Below are 16,838 nucleotides of genomic sequence, written 5' to 3'. Positions count from 1 at the left end.
TCTGCCCTAATGCTGGTTCCGCTTCCTGCCTTTACGCATTACAACACTGACGCCGGCTGCCGCCAATGCACAGGCCATAACTGCCAGCAACGCCCCTGCATTGCTGTCGTCTCCGGTAACTACTTTTGTTTTTTTCACTGTATTGCTTTTGTTTACATTCTTGGCAGGATCTGATTTGGCGCCCTGCCCTTTCGGATTGTCAGGACTTTTATGATCGTCCGGTACAGGCTTTGTCTCTTCCCTCCGTATTCCTGTGACGGCGAATGCCCGGTCAGCTTCCCGTTCGGTGAGGGCTGTGACTTTTGCCTCATACCAGGTTCCCTCACTGCCTATTCCCTGGTCCTTGGACTTCTTAAGGGGTATGCAGGTGAAGCTCTGGTCTGCCTCTATCCGGCAGAGTTTGAATCCGTCGGATTCGAATGCCGCCGCGCCGGGGATAGCAACTTGCAAAGTCAGGTCCAGGTCGCCTACATGAGGCACGTCCCAACGGGATTCCGGGTCCTTATCCTTTGGGTTTAGTGGGTTCGCGGGGCATAGAAGCCGGACCTGGTAAGCGCCCAGCAGTTCCCCGTCCTTTGAAAGCCCGCTGCATATCTTTTCCTTTGTGTCATCCGGCAGGGTGTACTTAGAGGCATAGACCTGCGCACCGGGATAGATCATGCCGTTTAATGCCACTTTCCCCTCTTTCACTGTCTGCTGTATGAGCGCTACGTCTGGATCATAGAATATCCATTTGCATACGTACTGGGCGTACAGAATCAATGTTTTTCCATTATCCGGTAGTTTGAGCCAGTAACCCCCAATTGCCAATTCCTCGCCTTCCGTATGCCAGCCAGAAAACGACGCCGCCAGATATCTCACGCCGCTCACGGTACGGAACTGATTCTTTGCCGAATATACTAGTTTTTTTGCGTCAACATCTTTCGCGGTATAAGTAGACGGATTCCTCTCGTCGTTCCAGTCGGAACCCATTTCGTTGGGGTCCGGACCGGGGTTCTCGGAGTCCCCGGGATCCAGTATGTATGCGATGTTATAAACAGTCTCTTCGAGTCTGGCATAAAGTGTAATATCTTTGTTTTTATTTTCCTCTGAGAGATCACTGGGAATGGACCAGACCTGGTCGGTTTCCTTTCCTTCCTCAGCCTTCTCCTGGGTCTCATACCAGCCCTTAAAATCATAATATCGCTCTGTATCAAATGCCTGCAGTTTTAGCTCCTCCTTAGTTGCCTCATACTCCGGATCATATGATGTAGGGTTAGCACTATTCTGATTGTCGAGCCTCGCCTTCTCATCCCCATCCGCCAGGGCGGTGGTTCCATCGGCCGACTTGATCACATATTCATAGCTGATATTGCAGTATATGTTTTCTGCCGTGTCCCCTGCTTTGACATCTGCGCCTGGGAATGTGCAGAATAGTAAAAATACTCCTGCGCTGATCATTGCTTTATAAAATGTTTTTAGTTTCATTTCATATCCTCCCTTTTTGTACTTCGAGTTTTGCAACACAGCCCGCCATACCAATCATCAGCACTTTATCGCTGTCTCAATCTGACATAGAGCATGGGATATCTTCTCTTGCGTGACGGGTAACAGATTAAAGTAGGAAACGTTCAGGCGATATGCCTGTACCGCAAAGTCCAGATCAGAGAACCAGATGATCTTACCTGCCGGGACATTCAGCCCTGTAATGATATCCAGTCCTTTTACTCCGCTCTGCGCTATGATAATCACATCCGCTTCCCGCCGCCTGATTTCTGCGCACAGTTCCTGCCAGTCCCCACAGCTGCGTATCTGTACGTCTATATCTTTATTCCTGTAATAGTTACGGACACACCTTTCTATCAGATAATTCGTCTTAACATCAGGATCACAGATAATTGTTTCCATACATTCTCACTCCTTCCTACGCATTTATTTCCTGTCTTTACCATATCAAAAGACAGGGATACAACAATAGGCTGGCCGAATTTTACACTTTTTGGCTTCAACTTACATTGTTCAGCGCCCTTTTTTCGTGTAAAATAGGATTGACTAATCATTTTGACTCGTTCAAGGAAGTGAGGACTGAACATGAAAATTGCGATCATTGATGACCTTTTGGAATGCAGGAATGAAATCCATGTCTGTCTGCGCCGGTTCTTTTCGGAGCATTATGATGATGGATCTCCCTGCGTTACGGAATTTTCCAGCGGGGAAGATTTTCTGTCCTCATTCCAGAAAGCAGCCTACGACCTGATATTCATAGACCAGTACATGCAGGGACGCTCGGGCATTGATACTGCAAGGCAGATCAGGCAGAGAGATAACTTTGTTACACTCGTGTTCATCACGACTAGCCGGGACCACGCCATAGAAAGCTATCAGGTTAGGGCAGGCGGATATGTACTGAAGCCATTCTCCTATGCGGATTTCGAACAGGCCATGCTCCAGCTCGGCATAGCCAGGTTACGAAATGCCCGTTTTATATGCGTGCAGGATGAAAAGATACTGCTGCGTGAGATTTTCTGGTGTGACATGGATGGACATTACGTCCAGATCCACACGCATCGAAGAGGGATTCTACGCTTCCGGGTATCCTTTGGCGCAGTGGCGGACAAGTTATTTGACTACCCTCAGTTTTTGACTTGCTATAAAGGATGTATCGTCAATCTTGACCACGTAGAGCGCATAGACGATCTGGATTTTCTGCTGACGAATGGGGAGAGAGTTTTATTTTCAAAGAGGGACAGAAAGAAGATAGAAAGCGACTATCATACCTATCTGTTCCAAAAAGCAAGAGAGGAGGAACTGCTGTGATAGATACATGGATGGTGATACTGTTTCCATACCTTGATTTCATCCCTTTTGCGATTCCACGCTACTTGATGTTCAAGGAGAAGCTGCGTATCCCGTTTCGATATGTCTTGGTATTGATAACGGCTGTGGCAACGCTCAACAGCCTGTGCTTTTACCTCATCAACAGAGGTGGGTATGAGATGGCGGTGCAGTGGACGACCATCATGCGCTACGGCTTTATGATCGTCAACCTGACATTGTCCTTTACACTCATAAAAGAAAGTTTTTCAAAACTAATGTTCACATATTTATTGCTGTTTGCCTGGTCGTTCTTTGTGTTTGGAAACGCCAACTACATAGAAAGCAGGTTCTTCTGGGATTTTTCAGACCAGCATCCTTATCTTGTATACAACATCGCCCGCGTCATTGTATACCTGCTGACCTGTCCTTTCCTGTTCCACTTTTTCAGGCATACGATTACAGATGCCATAAAGATACAGGATGAGACGATGTGGCGCCACCTCTGGAAGATACCGCTGTTCTCGTCATTGTTTGGAATGCTGTACTGCTTCAGTGACGATGTCTATGCCTATGCCACCTGGCAGTTCATGGTATCGCGCTATCTCATGCTGTTTGGCACATGCTATGTGTCTTATGTGGCGCTAAAAGTGCTGGAGATATCCAAGAGCCGTACCCAGCTGGAAGAAGCGCTGAAATACGCCAACCACAGCATACTGATACAGAAGAAGCAGTTCGACAGCCTTGCAAGGCACATGGATGATATGCGCAGAGCCAGACATGACTTGCGCCAGCACCTGGCGGTCGTGCAGTCTTATATTGAAAAGGATGATAAGACAGGGCTTAGAACCTATATCGACCTATACCGCAGCGAACTTCCGCCTGATATGCTGGAACTCTACTGCCGCAATGACGTGGTAAATGCCATCATCTGTTATTATGCAGCTCTTTCCAGGGATTGCCATATACGCTTTGATGCCAAGGCAGACTATCCTGAGGTCTGTTCCATATCGGAAACAGATATCACCGTTCTGTTGGGAAACATTCTGGAAAATGCAGTAGAAGCCTGCCAGCGCCAGTCAGAAGGTCAAAATTTCATCAAACTCAGAGTTCTGCGCCGCAGCAGTTCGGAAATCCTGATTCTTGCGGACAATACATGCAGTACTCCTGTTATATTCAAGGAAGGCTTGCCGATATCCTCAAAGCGCGACGGCATGGGGATCGGGACATCTTCCATGCAGGATATCGCAGAGCGTTACCACGGCACAGTGCGCTTTGAATGGAAAGAGGGGATCTTCTATACTTCTGTGATGGTGCAGTACGAACTGCAAAAAGAACATATGCCACAGTACACAAATGCCACTTAAAAAGCTGACTTTCAGAACTTTACATTCTGCAAGCCAGCTTTTATAATCCCAGACCGGATTCCATTTCCGCAATCGTTGTGAGGGTTCCTGAAAATCCGCTGCTGACGAAAGGAACAATAGTTTTGCTTTTTCTGCAAATACCTTTCTGGAGGTTGAATTACTTTTTTGCCTTAATAAGATATAGCGATTTCATCGTTTTAGGGACAGGTCTAATGCTAATGTCCTCAAATCCTGACCTAATTAAATATTCACTTACTCTTTTCTTATCTGTAAAGACGCCACCATCCAACACTTGCATTAATGATCCAAGAATACGATTGCTCATCCAATCTTCAAGTAACGGGTCACCGATTATAAGCCTGCCATCTTTTTTAAGAACTCGATATATTTCGCTAATGCCTTTGTCTTTTTCTTTCCAGTGATGTAACGACAGCACGGTAATAACTAAATCAAACGATTCTGAAACAAATGACAGTTGTTCAACACTTCCTTCAGTAAATGCTATATTGTCAGATGAAAATAATTGGGGAATAGAAGTGTCAATAGCAGTAATATTGCTATTTGGGAATGTAGCAGAAACCACTTGAGTAAATGCCCCGTTTCCGAAACCGACATCTAATATAGTTTGTGGAATTGTCCGTGAATGACTAATTTCATTTAAAACCGCATAATGTATCGCCCTCAATACCTTCACCTCAATCTCATATTATTTTTGCTTCAATACGTTCGCAGGCTGAAAAACTGGTGTTTGCTTAATCGGTGATGTTCTCGGCTAGCGTCACAATTTCCATGCCTTACACATTTTGTCCTTTTACAAAGGCAATCTTTTTTCTAAGTTATTTTTCTGATCACTCGATGATACGCAGGACAGTCGGATGGCGCATTAGTGATAATCTGGAGTTTCCCATTTTCAATCATTTTTTCGATACGCATCGCCAGCCAGCCATCGCTGATACCTAGCTGGTATTTCCCTAATATCCTTCCGATCAGCTGTCCTTCCTGGAATTCATCATTCTGATTTTCTATCTCGCTCCTTATAAAATGATCGTAAAAATCTTCCGGTACACTGAACAGCCTTCCGTTAATTACTGCGCGCAATACAGCGTTCTCTTCCTGCAGCTGCCTCCATTTCGATGCAGCGGCAGACACAAAAACTGGGGACACCTCTTTTTGCAAATTTGCATACCTGTGCCATTCATCCAGATCAACCTCACCCCATCCAGTATGTACCGCCAGGGTCTGCTCTTTTATTTCCCAATCTGGAAGTTTTACGATGGAAACTTTTGTAGATGGCATATCCTGGACAAGTTGTGTCAAAAACCAGTGTAATCCGCACATCTCATCCGGGTGGCTGCTGTACCATATGCGTACCTGTTCACCGGCATCCAAACGCTGCCGGATGGTCTCCAAGTCCTTGCAGGCTCTGTCAAAGATCTCTTTTGCTGCAGAAGAGCCGGCCCCTTCCGGATACATCCCAAACATGCAATTTAGTGTCTCTAAGCGTCTCCTGCAAACGCCGTCTCCGGAAATATCGCCGACACTCAGCATCAGATGAAAAGCAAATATATCAGCAGCAGTTCCTCCGAATGGTACTGCCTCTTCACAGGCAAGCCGCTCCCGCTCCTTTTCCTGGCGAAGCAGTCCTCGTGATTCGCCATTTTTGCCGCTTCCAACAAATACACTTTTAGGTGATGTCCTGAATTTCCCCCTTCTATATCCTTGTGCCAATTTCAGGCTTCCCGCGGCGCTTTCATGAAATACAACCTCAATCATACATAAATACTTCCTATCTGTTTTTTTAACCTGATATCGCAGCCTACTTTTCCATTGATAGAAACGGCGGAAAGAGATCCGGGCTATCGATCCGCTGCATTGTTTTCGTATTCACGTCAAAACACTTTCCATAGTATTCATAGTGCAATTTTCCATCTTTACAATAAAAACGATGTTCTGATTGAAATGCAACAGGCTTGAAACGCCCTCCTTGTACTGGCTGATCCCTATACAACGCCTGATCTTCCATAAGTTTTAATACATTATCTTCAAGACGAATATCGTATATACCACTTATTACAGCCTCCGCCGCTACATTTTTCCCAGAAGCAGAAATCAATCGGAAAGAGCCTGTCATGGCATTCGTACTTTTTCGCTCTGCCAACTCGAATCGAAATAAGGATACGCCGCTAAAGTCTTTCCGTAATTCCTCCCTTTGGCCACCTGCTCCCATAAGCCATATTTTCTCATTAGATACAATGAACATATCCAATTGAAACCCGCTTTGAGAATACTTAAGGTTAGAAAAGGATATCTGATCAGAATAGACGCCTTGCAGTGCACCATTTTCCAGTTTATATATTAATTCCTTTGTAAATAGTGTCTTACCATCTACATTCTCCTCAAGAAATTCAATAATATCTTTCAATCTCAAATTCACCTCATCTGCTATTTTTTATTTGACATGACCCTTTTTCCATCATGATAGGTTTTGGACTCATCATTTTCTAGTCAATCGTAACTTTAAATCTACATTTTTCAGCGCCGCTTAAAACGGTTTCTATTATTTTCACTTCTATGTGTTTTTCCGGCATCATATTTTCCAAAACATATATCATTCCCTGTCTGGAACATTCGCAAAAGGAAGCCTCTTTTCCTTGCTGTCTTTGCTGTCCGTATTGCAATTATATACTTTTTCATATTCTTCTGACGTTTGTCAGCCTTACTGACTGGAATTTATAGCTGCCACCATACCGTATTATTTCTGGCATATTCTTTGAAACCACATCTTTTTAAGATCTTTTGTGATGAAATGCCGTCAACATCTGTCTCAGCAATCACATGCTTTACACCGTCCTGCTCCAAAGCCCAATCACAGAATGCCTGAACCGATTCCGTCATATAGCCATTATGTTCAAAATCACGCCCCAGCCCATAGCCTATTTCAACTTCTCCGTCGCTGTCTGGCATGTCCTTAAAATCAATCGAGCCCACCACGCAGTTATCCGATTTCTTAACAATAAACCAAAACGTGTGCCATAGATAATTGTCAGGGTCTTTCTGAGCCTTCTCTACCTGTCCGCATACGATTTCACGGAACAGGCCCTCCATTGGTTCTGCCCTATACGAGCATAGCAGCCGCCTCTCAAGTTCCTCCATATTATGCGTCCATAGGTCAAGCTGCTCTGGGGTAAGCGCAACAATCTTAAGCCGCTCTGTTTCAATCTTCATCAGCATATCCTTTCACTAAAATTGTCCAATGCCAGCTCCGCGTAAATATCCTCTCCATATCCTGTATATTGAACAGGGGACTATTCCCGATAAATATTTTTTCCGAAATTGTAAGCATCCCTAAGATGGTTTGTTTTGTCAATCTGCGGTTTTCCATTGGTATCTCCGCATCCCCCGGCAAGCAGCATTCCCTTATCCTGGAAGCCAATATAATTTATTATTGCAAATTTGTAGTATGATATTGCCTGCTCATATGTCCAAAAATAATTATCTGCCGATGTCATAAGTAAAGCCGCATCTTTTACCGGATACCTCTCATATCGCCCAAGCGGTGGATTCCGGTCTTCCTCCGCGATACAATAAAATCTCTCAATGAATGCCTTGATTTTGGATGATAAGGTCCAGAATAATAATGGAGATGCAAATACAATCAAATCCGCCGTTTTAATCTTAGGAATAAGGTCATTGAAGCCATCTTTTTGAACACACGGCTTCCCATAACGGCAGGCATTGCAGCCAATACAGCCTTTCACTTCCGTTTTATTTAAGGATATCTTATCAACTGTATGACCAGCCTCCTTTGCGCCTCCAATAAATGCATCTACTAACTGACTGGTATTGCCGTTGACACGACCGCCTCCTTGTACAACCAAAATATTTTTCATTACACTTTCCTCCATGAACTTCTCGCTTCAGCAAACCCTTCTTTACGGAATTGATACATATAAATCATTTGCAAGTTCTTCTTGCGTCAGTCCCTTATTCTTTCTAAGCTCTTTTAATTTTTCACTAAACTCCAAGTATTTCACTCCCTTACAAATTCAAGTTCGTCCAGTTCCTTAAACTGGGATTTACCGCGTCCTTTTTAGATAAACCATATCAATCAGTTGTTTCCCATCTTCAAACATTCGGTGGTCATAGTTATCTATAAAAAAGTTTTTTATTCGATGTGACTCTGTAAAACCACATTTATTATAAAAGGTTAAAGCAGAGGGAACATCACCTGTCCCAACAAGCATTGTCCTACAATGAGTATAATGGGAAAATAGAAATTCTATCAAACTTTTCCCATAGCCTTTACGTTGACAATCGGGTAAAACAGCAATATTTTTCAACTCATAAATACCATCACCTTCTTGCGTGATTACACATTCGGCTTTTATGCCGTTGTCATCCAAAACGAACATTTCACCACGCTCAAGGTATTTATCTATCATATCTTCCTGCTCGTCAGCCAACAACAGCAAGTCTATATATTCCTTTTTCCCTTTCATAACTTGTTTTATAGTCATTACTTATTTTCCTCCTTCAAATTCTGTTTTCCAACTTTGTTCAATGTCTTTTCCTGATCAGAACCATTGTCTGTATCTAATTGTGCTTCATATGGAATTGCTTCACGCTACAAGTACTTGGAGCAATCATATTGCGAAACAGATGAAATGGCGAACTGCCGTTATATAATAAAATTTATAATGCCATACAGAACATGACATAACGTAAATATAATCGCCGATAATAGCGCAATTGCATTTTTTCTTGACATTGAAAACAATATAAATGCTAAACAAGGCGCTAAACTCAAATCTAATATCACTGCAGGATTTATAATTCCTGCATAGTATAAACACCAGCCAATGTAATACAGCGCTAATAGAATAACAATTCCTCTAAACACTACTTTTTTCATAGGCTTCTGGCGATATTTATTGATAATAATGCATAGCGCCACAATCATTACGACTTGAAAAACAGAAGCAATCATATCTACAAAAGGAGTTACTGATTTTTCCCTTAGCACATCATTAACAGCAGGAACAGCAAACCATATAAAATTGGGGAGCATCATTGCCAAAAATAAAGTTAATCCCCATATGTCAAAACCTATCTTATAATTTCCTATTCTAAACGTTGTTCCTTTCCTCCGAGTTCTAATATATACTGGTATGCAAATTCTGTCGCATTACAAGTTAAACTTTCACACATATGCGGGGGATCACTCTCTAAAAACGGACGCAAACTTCCCCCAATTTTATTTTTCATTCTAAGGCTGCAAGGTCTGAGCGTTCATAACGATTATGCCCTGGCAATTGCTTTTTGCATTTCCAACACTTTATTGCTTCCTCCAAAGATTTCCCCTGATTATCGGCAAAGAAATCTCGGATATAGGTGTTGTATTCAAATTGCCTGTCAATTTTCGATTTCCCTTTTTTCTTATCTTCAAGAATCTGATAATAGGCACTGATTGCTTCCTTGTAGGTCTTCCCGGAATTACTTTTTAACCATTTTTGAAAAACTACATTAAAAGAAAAACTGTTTCCAATATGCTCTTTAAAAAAGGCTCTATGGCGTTCAGAACAGACAAAATCAGTTTCAATTTCCGTATCTTTGGTAATTGAAGAAATAATTGCAGCCTTTTTCTTTCCTGCCCCGGCAGATAATACCTTTCCCGTATCTAGAAAATAAGCGATCCGATCCGCTATTTCTAATTTTCCCCCAGAGACAGGCAAGCCGTTTTTTCTGCAGAAATCTATCAATTCCTCTTTCAGATAATAAAAATCTCGAAATGTTTTGCTGTCTAAATGTTTATCTAAGGCTGGTCTTTCGGTCATCTGCATTCCCCTTCAAACTTTTCAAACTCTAACTTTTGTCCAGTTCGTTAAACTGGAATTTGTCTGATTTTAATCGATCGCTTTGCGTCGAATGGCAAAGATAATGTCAATCGTCGGTTGCTTTTCCGTGCTTCGTTCTGTGTGATACTCATATTCCAAATTCAATGCTTCAAAGGAACTTTTGGGTAAGCATTTTGTATAGAAATATTGTTTTGCCTCTCCAATAGAAGCGCCCCACAAAAAGCCCAATTTAGGCTTTACTGTGATTTTGGCGTACTCGCCAGCTGAGAGGACATAACTTTCTAAACTGCTTTTGTCAATCATACTGCCAATAAACAATTCAAAATCGTGGCTTTGCTCATTATAATTTCTGGACAGGACAAAATATGGTAACACCTTACCTTCTGGCATGGAAACCACGGCATGATACTGTTTAGACAGAGCCTTTATATCTCTGGAAATAGTTTTATCATTTGACTTTTGCCACAATCCGTATATGGTTTGCTGCTCGATATATTCTAGGTTCACTTCTAATCCCGACATTATTATTTCTTCCTCCAATTATAATCTGTCCAGTTTGATAAACTGGAAGTTATCGCTATATATTAATCATCAATCTGATTTAAATTTTTCCAGCCATATCTGCGAATTGAAATCATTGCCGATATGATGCTCGCTAGTTCATCTATAGCACCTGCCCAGGAACCAATAATCAAATCATATATAATCCACAGTGGCGAATTAAAGAACATGCCGGCAATTCGAATTTTTTGAGCGTTGTGCGTATACCCTCCAATTGTCGATGCAATATTTGCACATATTGGGAGAAGTGATATCCATCCCGCCCAGGTTGTGATAGCAACAATACCTTGCATAGAACATAAAATTACACACATTTTATTGCTCCGGGCAAATTCCCATTTACTTGCAAGGAATAGTGACCTTGCCAGATTTAATATGTAACTGAGGCCTCCTGTCAGCGCTCCCAAAATAATAAAATGAGCAATATAAAAAAGATATGAAAGAAACTGCATTGCGTAAAGTTTGCAATTATCTTTGCACTGATATGAAAGAAAATATAGCACTGCCCCCCAAAATTGCCAATAATTGTGTAAATAAAAATTTTGTTTCCATCTGACCCTTTCTTTCTGTATCAAAAATGTACCTCGATAAATTCTAATTTATCAGCCTTACAACCTTAGATTTACGATTTCATAAATGATATAGAAACTTCAGGGCTCCAGTTTCTTGTTGGATTCCAGCCCTTTTATATAACGCCTGCTCATGAAATACGTTATATAGAAGTAGCAAAGATACAATACGATAAAGCACAAAGTGAAAGCCCCCACAGATTTTAACAACAAATTTGGCATAGCCGCAGAACATAAACGATTCACCCTAAGATTCACAGCCGGCGCCATACTAAAAATCAAAACAAAACACATAATTGTGGGAATGAAAAGTTTTACCAGGATCTGATCTCTCATCAGTCTTTTTAATGCATTCTGGGTTTTGCCCATATAGCGCAACACCTTGATATCCTTTCCCTGACGCCTCCACTCTACAATCTGCAGCAGCGACAAGATGGAAAAGTATATCACCATAAAAATAATACAGATGCTCACCTGCAAAAATGCCATCCACTTCTGTGCAGTTTCTGAAAACACACGGATATCCCCACGCAATAAGATTGCTCCAAACAGGAAAGATGAAGCGGCAGACAACAGGCACAGGCTGAATATGGAGTTCAGGGCTGCGCTGGTTTTTGCCCCGGAAGTCATTTCCGCGATCCAGTATAGACGATTCCCTTCATACAGGCCGGCTGGCGATTTTATCCTTATGGAAGATAATACCGCATACAGCCATTTATAAAATGCAAGGACACAACCTATGATTGGTATACTGATAATAGAAATGAATGGGTAACCAATATCATCCGGCAGGAATACAATTCCACAAACCATGATCCACGAGGCGCTGATGCTTACCGCAAACAGGCACAGCCAGAATGTCTTTCTTCTTATATTTAAAGGCTGGTTGCGGCGTTGCTCCTTCATCAGTTGGGAGATTTGTAACTTGTAGACCGTCTGCCTCATACGGAACATGGAGAGCAGTTCGATGATACAAAAATATCCAAAAGAGTATAAGATGCTTTTTCCTATAATTTCTGCAGAAAAACCCTCATCTCCAAGGCCTCCCAGATAGCAGAAACAAAAATCATAAGACAAAATCCCAAGCAGAATGCCTGCAGCAAAACAGATCAGTCCGATAACTGCAATCTCACAGGCAAACATAGCAGCCAGCTTCTCTTTTTTCATTCCCAGCAGCAGATAAGTCGCAAATTCTTTCGCACGCTGCTTTATCATAAAATTGTTAATGTATGACATCAAAAATACCATAATCAGCACAATCAGCAATGGTAAAGAGGCTGTCTGGAATTTTGCCTGTATATTGCCCCACAGGGCAATACAATTGCTGATATAGATAATGGAAAGCAGCACAATCATAGTCACCATGTACAGGAGATAATCCATCACGGAACGTCGGGCATTCCGAACCGCTAATTTAAGATACATGACCCGCCTCCTCCGTGAGTTTCGCCATGACATCCAGTATGTCCGCAAAAAAATTCTGTTTGTCCTTTTCCCTTCTGTCTAAAGAATCCTTAAGCTCACCATCTTTCAAAAAGAAAATCCGGTCGCAATAACTGGCAGAAAAGGCATCATGAGTCACCATTAAGATGGTGGCATGATAGTCCCGCCGTAACATCACCAGTGTTTCCAACAACTGCCTGGCACTATAACTGTCCAAAGCACCGGTAGGCTCATCCGCCAGAATCAGGCTGGGATTGGTAACAAACGCCCTGGCACAGGCACACCGCTGCCGCTGTCCGCCGGAAACTTCATAGGGGAACTTATGGAGTACCTCTGTTATAGCAAGATCCGCCGCCAGTGAATGAACCGTATCCTTGATCTTCTCTTTTGCCTCTTCTTTTATCGTCAAAGCCAAAGCGATATTTTCCTCAATGGTCAGTGTATCTAACAGATTATACTCCTGAAAGATGAAGCCCAGATGCTGGCGTCGAAAATCCGCCAGAGAACTTTCCGTTAAATCCGATATATCCTGCCCATCAATCTTAATCGTTCCTCTATCTGGCCAGTCAATCGTAGCAATCATATTCAGTAAAGTTGACTTTCCGGAACCAGATGCCCCCATGATCCCGATAAAACTTCCTTTTGCCACTTCCAGGCTTATGTTATTTACTGCAACTGTGGATATGCCGCCGGAATCATATACTTTTGTCACATTTTCCAGCAGCAGAACCGTGTCCTGGCCCTCCAGTTCAGGAACATGCCCCTTTTCATTTCCTAATAAACTGGAAATAACCTCAAACAATACCTGTTCTGATTTTTCTTTTATGCAGTCGTCCGGTATCAATTCTCCCAGGAGCAACTCATTCAAAGTGATTTCAAACAACTCACATAGAGGGGTGAACAAAGATAAGTCCGGAAGCGACCTTCCGGTCTCCCATTTTGACACCGCCTTATCCGTAATGCCTAATTTTTCTGCCAACTGACTCTGTGTCCATCCATGGCCTTTTCTCCGGGAAGCTATGAACCTTCCGATTTTAATCTGATCCATTCGTCTATCGACTCCCTTTTTGTTTTATTATAGATTGGCCATATAAAAGGAACACCTACCAGCGGTAGAGTTGCTTCTCCTTCGTAAACCATGCTTTAATTTCTTTCTCACTCACGTTGACATCAAATCTCTTGCCATCCTTTAATATTGCTCCTGGACAGGAGGACTCCAATTCAGCGTTGGTATTACCCATTCCGCTGCTTCCAGACGTTGCCACTGGAATAATAATCTTATCATTCCAATCATACTGTTCCAAAAACGTATTAATAATTGTCGGAGCAACGTACCACCAGATGGGAAAAGCAAGAATCAGAATTTTGATATTTTCTGTATCTTCCAGTTTATTAGCAACCGCCGGTCTGAATGACTTATCATTCATCTCCACACTGCTCCGGCTTTTTTTATTCATCCAGTCAAGATCAAATATGCTACTAATATTTCTCTCATAGTTCTATTCCTCCTGCTTCATTCGATAGACTTTCGATTTTTCGTCCGCGCCATTAGATGCTTATCTGATTATAACACAATACACACGATTTCGTCTCAGTTTTCATCACCTATATTGTTGCAGCATTTAATCGATTAGGCCCGTCTGATGCGGCGATCGGATGGGAAAGGCCCTGGCAGTTAAAATCGCCAAGGCCTTTTATTTCAGGAAACTAAAAAGATTCCTCTTTACCAATGATTATAGCTTACGATCTCCTCCAGATCCTTCCTTGCTTTTTTGCGTGGCTCGCTTTTCTTAGCCGGATACCCTACCGTAATGATTAATCGTACGATTCTCTCTTCTGGAATCTCAAATGCCTGGTGCAGTTTTTCCTGATTCATCGTACCAATCATACAGGTTCCTAATCCTAACGCTGTGGCTTCATAGCACAGCCCCATCGCTGCCATGCCAATATCCATCTGCGCAAAATGCTGGGAGCCGTAATGCTCCGCAACCCCAGGCTTTAGATGTGCCTCTTCCTCGCAGATCAAGATAAAGGCCGGCACCTTTGCTCCCCACGGACAGCCAGTCAGGCCATGGTCATCCAGCGCCTCCACCACCTTGGCATGTGCCTTTGGCTCATCCACGATAATAAAATGCCATGGCTGCGAATTACAGCCGCTTGGAGCCATACGCGCCACATCAACCAAATGGGTCAGTGTCTCCCGCGAAACCTTTTTATCACTATAAATCCTGCAACTCTCTCTTGCCGCCTGCAAATTTTCAAAATTCATGCTGCTCACTCCTTTACGCTCGCTTTTTACTATATCATACCACATCGATTGCCAAAGGGCTGAAAGTTTACAAAAAACTTTCAGCCCAGCTAGATTAAGCGTCTTTTATTATGGCTTTAAAATCACTTTAATACAGTTATCCTCTTTTTTATCAAAAATACTGTAAGCGTGACTTCCTTCTTCTAATGAAAGCGTATGGGTTATGATATCTGTCGCGTCAAATTCACCTTTTTGAATCTTCTGTAACATCAAATCAACGTATCTGGTTGCCGGACACTGTCCCATTTTTAAAGAGATATTCTTGGAAAAGAAGTTTCCAAGAGGGAAATTATTATATTTATTGCCATATACTCCGACCAACGCCACTGTACCGGTTTTTCTGATACATTGGGACGCTGTCTCTATCGCTGATTTTGACCCTCCCTGTAATTTGAGCGCAGTTTCAATCTTTTCCATAACCGAGGTTTTCCCATCCAGCCCTACGCAGTCAATTACGCAGTGGGCTCCTCCATGCGTAATTTCCTTGATGTGTTCCCCTACCTGTTCATACTCTTCAAAATTCAAGACTTCCACGCCATAGCCTCTTGCATGCCTCAGACGATACCCAACCCTATCAACGGCGATAATGCGGCCTGCGCCTTTTTGGATACACCACTTGATCGTCATCAATCCCACCGGCCCGCAGCCTAATACAACAACGGTGTCTCCTGCTTTTACGTTTGCAATCTCCGTACCCCAATAGGATGTGGGCAGGACGTCTGTAACAAATAGAACCTGCTCATCTGTCAGTCCCTCCGGCACCTTCTTCGGTCCGATATTCGCATATGGCACCCTGATATATTCGGCCTGTCCTCCCGCGTAATTGCCGTGATATTTACTATAGCCCAATAATCCGCCCGATTCCGCATAATCATTGGAATTGTCGCACTGACTGTATTCGCCTCTGTCGCAGAATTCGCAATGTCCGCATGCGACGGGAAACGGAATAACAACCCGGTCGCCTTTCTTTAGATTCCGAACTTCCTTTCCGGCATCTACGACTATTCCCATTGTCTCGTGGCCTAAAACGTATCCGTCATACATCCCCTTTACGAGGCCATGCACTAAATGTAAATCCGATCCGCAAATAGCCGTGGAAGTAACCTTCACGATAATATCATCCTCTTTTTCTATCCTTGGATCTTCCACTTTCCTGCATTCAACTTTCTGCAATCCGTCAAATACGATAGCTTTCATTGTAATACCTCCTGATCTTGTTTAGAGGTATTATTTGTAGATGAAGCAGATCTATGCCAAAGATTTTATTTCCTACCCGTGGTTTAAAAAATAGGGAAAATCAGACATAACTCCCCTTATTCCACTGATATTCCACTGATCTTTCGCCCCATCTCGCTTTGCAAAACGCTCTATTTTCAGACACTCTTGCCCTCTGCATTATAATTTATTATCTACTTTTTACTCATTTCAATATTCATTTTTGAAATAACTCATTACTAGTTTTTCTTGATAAATATTCTATGACCTCATCTTGATTTGAGAAAGAAACAGATTTGCTTGTGATATAACTTAAAGCATCATTCCATTCTTGTAAACTATACTGCTGAGCATCAATCCTATAGAGTGCGTTGCAGATTGAATGGTATCGTTTGCTCCCTCTCAGATCAGAGATATATATGCAGTCTGTTTGAATGCGCAGATATTCTAACAGTTCCATGTCCTACCTCTCTTCCTTTACCTTTCGTCGCTAACTCATTTCACTGTTTTCCCCCCAAATCTGGTTTTTGGGTACAGTGATATTTGAGAATAAGTGATGATTCTTAGTTCGGCACTGAATATGCCAAAGTTTTCACCAAGATTAACCGAATGTCCCCCAGACAACCGAAAATTCTGCACCTGCTGTACTAAATTAACTTCACATTTCACAGGCTTTACGAAGAACGATAAATCAGACTTTATCGTTCCGGTATGTTATAATAATTCT

19 protein-coding genes are annotated in these 16,838 nt (G+C 42.5%); 2 read left to right on the top strand and 17 right to left on the bottom strand.

All coding sequences use genetic code 11. The annotated features are described in order from the left end of the window. Positions 1-6 precede the first annotated feature (6 nt). Together K0036_RS07735 and K0036_RS07730 are read right to left on the bottom strand one after the other, a co-directional pair. Positions 7-1,467 (bottom strand): hypothetical protein, encoded by a 1,461-nt coding sequence (locus K0036_RS07735; RefSeq protein ID WP_220431080.1) that lies wholly within the window; start codon positions 1,465-1,467, stop codon positions 7-9. Between the two features lie 57 nt (positions 1,468-1,524). Further along, entirely contained in the window at positions 1,525-1,887 is a 363-nt protein-coding gene (locus tag K0036_RS07730; RefSeq protein WP_025643934.1) for a hypothetical protein, read from the bottom strand. Positions 1,888-2,070: 183 nt separating this feature from the next. On the opposite strand from K0036_RS07730, the gene K0036_RS07725 reads away from it, so the two are divergent. Together K0036_RS07725 and K0036_RS07720 are read left to right on the top strand one after the other, a co-directional pair. Then, positions 2,071-2,796 carry a LytR/AlgR family response regulator transcription factor gene (locus K0036_RS07725; protein ID WP_173693116.1) on the top strand — a complete coding sequence of 242 codons (726 nt, stop codon included), beginning with the start codon at positions 2,071-2,073 and terminating at the stop codon, positions 2,794-2,796. After that, positions 2,793-4,160, top strand: coding sequence for a sensor histidine kinase (locus K0036_RS07720; RefSeq protein ID WP_220431079.1), 1,368 nt, complete (start codon positions 2,793-2,795; stop codon positions 4,158-4,160). Before K0036_RS07725 ends, K0036_RS07720 begins: the two co-directional genes overlap by 4 nt. Positions 4,161-4,317: 157 nt before the next feature. Here the strand turns inward: K0036_RS07720 and K0036_RS07715 are convergent, their stop codons facing one another. The 15 genes from K0036_RS07715 to K0036_RS07645 form a co-directional block, all read right to left on the bottom strand. Beyond that, a complete protein-coding gene (locus K0036_RS07715; RefSeq protein WP_220431078.1) occupies positions 4,318-4,854 on the bottom strand; it encodes a class I SAM-dependent methyltransferase in 537 nt (178 codons plus the stop codon). A 137-nt stretch (positions 4,855-4,991) separates the two neighbouring features. Next, on the bottom strand, positions 4,992-5,933 hold the full coding sequence (locus K0036_RS07710; RefSeq protein ID WP_220431077.1) for a DUF3658 domain-containing protein: 942 nt from the start codon (positions 5,931-5,933) through the stop codon (positions 4,992-4,994). Between the two features lie 43 nt (positions 5,934-5,976). Further along, positions 5,977-6,582: a hypothetical protein gene (locus K0036_RS07705; RefSeq protein WP_220431076.1), complete on the bottom strand. Its 606-nt coding sequence runs from the start codon at positions 6,580-6,582 to the stop codon at positions 5,977-5,979. 308 nt (positions 6,583-6,890) lie between these two features. Beyond that, positions 6,891-7,385 carry a GNAT family N-acetyltransferase gene (locus K0036_RS07700; protein WP_220431075.1) on the bottom strand — a complete coding sequence of 165 codons (495 nt, stop codon included), beginning with the start codon at positions 7,383-7,385 and terminating at the stop codon, positions 6,891-6,893. 80 nt (positions 7,386-7,465) lie between these two features. Beyond that, positions 7,466-8,050, bottom strand: a complete 585-nt coding sequence (locus tag K0036_RS07695) for a flavodoxin family protein (protein ID WP_220431074.1) — start codon at positions 8,048-8,050, stop codon at positions 7,466-7,468. Between the two features lie 186 nt (positions 8,051-8,236). After that, on the bottom strand, positions 8,237-8,677 hold the full coding sequence (locus K0036_RS07690; RefSeq protein ID WP_025643948.1) for a GNAT family N-acetyltransferase: 441 nt from the start codon (positions 8,675-8,677) through the stop codon (positions 8,237-8,239). Between the two features lie 161 nt (positions 8,678-8,838). Further along, positions 8,839-9,231, bottom strand: coding sequence for a hypothetical protein (locus K0036_RS07685; protein ID WP_044955505.1), 393 nt, complete (start codon positions 9,229-9,231; stop codon positions 8,839-8,841). 190 nt (positions 9,232-9,421) lie between these two features. After that, positions 9,422-9,994: a DUF6434 domain-containing protein gene (locus K0036_RS07680; RefSeq protein WP_220431073.1), complete on the bottom strand. Its 573-nt coding sequence runs from the start codon at positions 9,992-9,994 to the stop codon at positions 9,422-9,424. A gap of 69 nt (positions 9,995-10,063) precedes the next feature. After that, positions 10,064-10,537: an AraC family transcriptional regulator gene (locus K0036_RS07675; protein ID WP_220431072.1), complete on the bottom strand. Its 474-nt coding sequence runs from the start codon at positions 10,535-10,537 to the stop codon at positions 10,064-10,066. Positions 10,538-10,599: 62 nt separating this feature from the next. Beyond that, complete coding sequence (locus K0036_RS07670) at positions 10,600-11,151, bottom strand: YgjV family protein (protein ID WP_259283409.1); 552 nt, start codon at positions 11,149-11,151, stop codon at positions 10,600-10,602. A gap of 75 nt (positions 11,152-11,226) precedes the next feature. Next, complete coding sequence (locus K0036_RS07665) at positions 11,227-12,570, bottom strand: FtsX-like permease family protein (protein WP_220431071.1); 1,344 nt, start codon at positions 12,568-12,570, stop codon at positions 11,227-11,229. Further along, the gene (locus K0036_RS07660) at positions 12,560-13,636 is read right to left on the bottom strand and encodes an ATP-binding cassette domain-containing protein (RefSeq protein WP_220431070.1); all 1,077 of its coding nucleotides are present in this window, start codon (positions 13,634-13,636) and stop codon (positions 12,560-12,562) included. The genes K0036_RS07665 and K0036_RS07660 overlap by 11 nt, the downstream gene beginning before the upstream one ends. Before the next feature lie 55 nt (positions 13,637-13,691). Next, complete coding sequence (locus K0036_RS07655; protein WP_220431069.1) at positions 13,692-14,045, bottom strand: flavodoxin; 354 nt, start codon at positions 14,043-14,045, stop codon at positions 13,692-13,694. Between the two features lie 266 nt (positions 14,046-14,311). Then, on the bottom strand, positions 14,312-14,857 hold the full coding sequence (locus K0036_RS07650; protein WP_227035878.1) for a nitroreductase family protein: 546 nt from the start codon (positions 14,855-14,857) through the stop codon (positions 14,312-14,314). 108 nt (positions 14,858-14,965) lie between these two features. Beyond that, positions 14,966-16,093 (bottom strand): zinc-dependent alcohol dehydrogenase, encoded by a 1,128-nt coding sequence (locus K0036_RS07645; protein ID WP_025643959.1) that lies wholly within the window; start codon positions 16,091-16,093, stop codon positions 14,966-14,968. Positions 16,094-16,838 lie beyond the last annotated feature (745 nt).

The organism is [Clostridium] scindens (assembly GCF_019597925.1).
In the GTDB taxonomy this organism is placed as follows: domain Bacteria; phylum Bacillota; class Clostridia; order Lachnospirales; family Lachnospiraceae; genus Clostridium_AP.
This window is presented reverse-complemented; position numbering and strand designations above follow the sequence as displayed.

Coding starts and splice junctions, on each gene's coding strand:
- K0036_RS07645 (WP_025643959.1), bottom strand. CDS start 16,093: ATGAAAGCTATCGTATTTGACGGATTGCAGAAAGTTGAATGCAGGAAA.
- K0036_RS07660 (WP_220431070.1), bottom strand. CDS start 13,636: ATGGATCAGATTAAAATCGGAAGGTTCATAGCTTCCCGGAGAAAAGGC.
- K0036_RS07655 (WP_220431069.1), bottom strand. CDS start 14,045: ATGAATAAAAAAAGCCGGAGCAGTGTGGAGATGAATGATAAGTCATTC.
- K0036_RS07680 (WP_220431073.1), bottom strand. CDS start 9,994: ATGACCGAAAGACCAGCCTTAGATAAACATTTAGACAGCAAAACATTT.
- K0036_RS07730 (WP_025643934.1), bottom strand. CDS start 1,887: ATGGAAACAATTATCTGTGATCCTGATGTTAAGACGAATTATCTGATA.
- K0036_RS07700 (WP_220431075.1), bottom strand. CDS start 7,385: ATGAAGATTGAAACAGAGCGGCTTAAGATTGTTGCGCTTACCCCAGAG.
- K0036_RS07675 (WP_220431072.1), bottom strand. CDS start 10,537: ATGTCGGGATTAGAAGTGAACCTAGAATATATCGAGCAGCAAACCATA.
- K0036_RS07650 (WP_227035878.1), bottom strand. CDS start 14,857: ATGAATTTTGAAAATTTGCAGGCGGCAAGAGAGAGTTGCAGGATTTAT.
- K0036_RS07665 (WP_220431071.1), bottom strand. CDS start 12,570: ATGTATCTTAAATTAGCGGTTCGGAATGCCCGACGTTCCGTGATGGAT.
- K0036_RS07695 (WP_220431074.1), bottom strand. CDS start 8,050: ATGAAAAATATTTTGGTTGTACAAGGAGGCGGTCGTGTCAACGGCAAT.
- K0036_RS07735 (WP_220431080.1), bottom strand. CDS start 1,467: ATGAAACTAAAAACATTTTATAAAGCAATGATCAGCGCAGGAGTATTT.
- K0036_RS07710 (WP_220431077.1), bottom strand. CDS start 5,933: ATGATTGAGGTTGTATTTCATGAAAGCGCCGCGGGAAGCCTGAAATTG.
- K0036_RS07685 (WP_044955505.1), bottom strand. CDS start 9,231: ATGATGCTCCCCAATTTTATATGGTTTGCTGTTCCTGCTGTTAATGAT.
- K0036_RS07725 (WP_173693116.1), top strand. CDS start 2,071: ATGAAAATTGCGATCATTGATGACCTTTTGGAATGCAGGAATGAAATC.
- K0036_RS07690 (WP_025643948.1), bottom strand. CDS start 8,677: ATGACTATAAAACAAGTTATGAAAGGGAAAAAGGAATATATAGACTTG.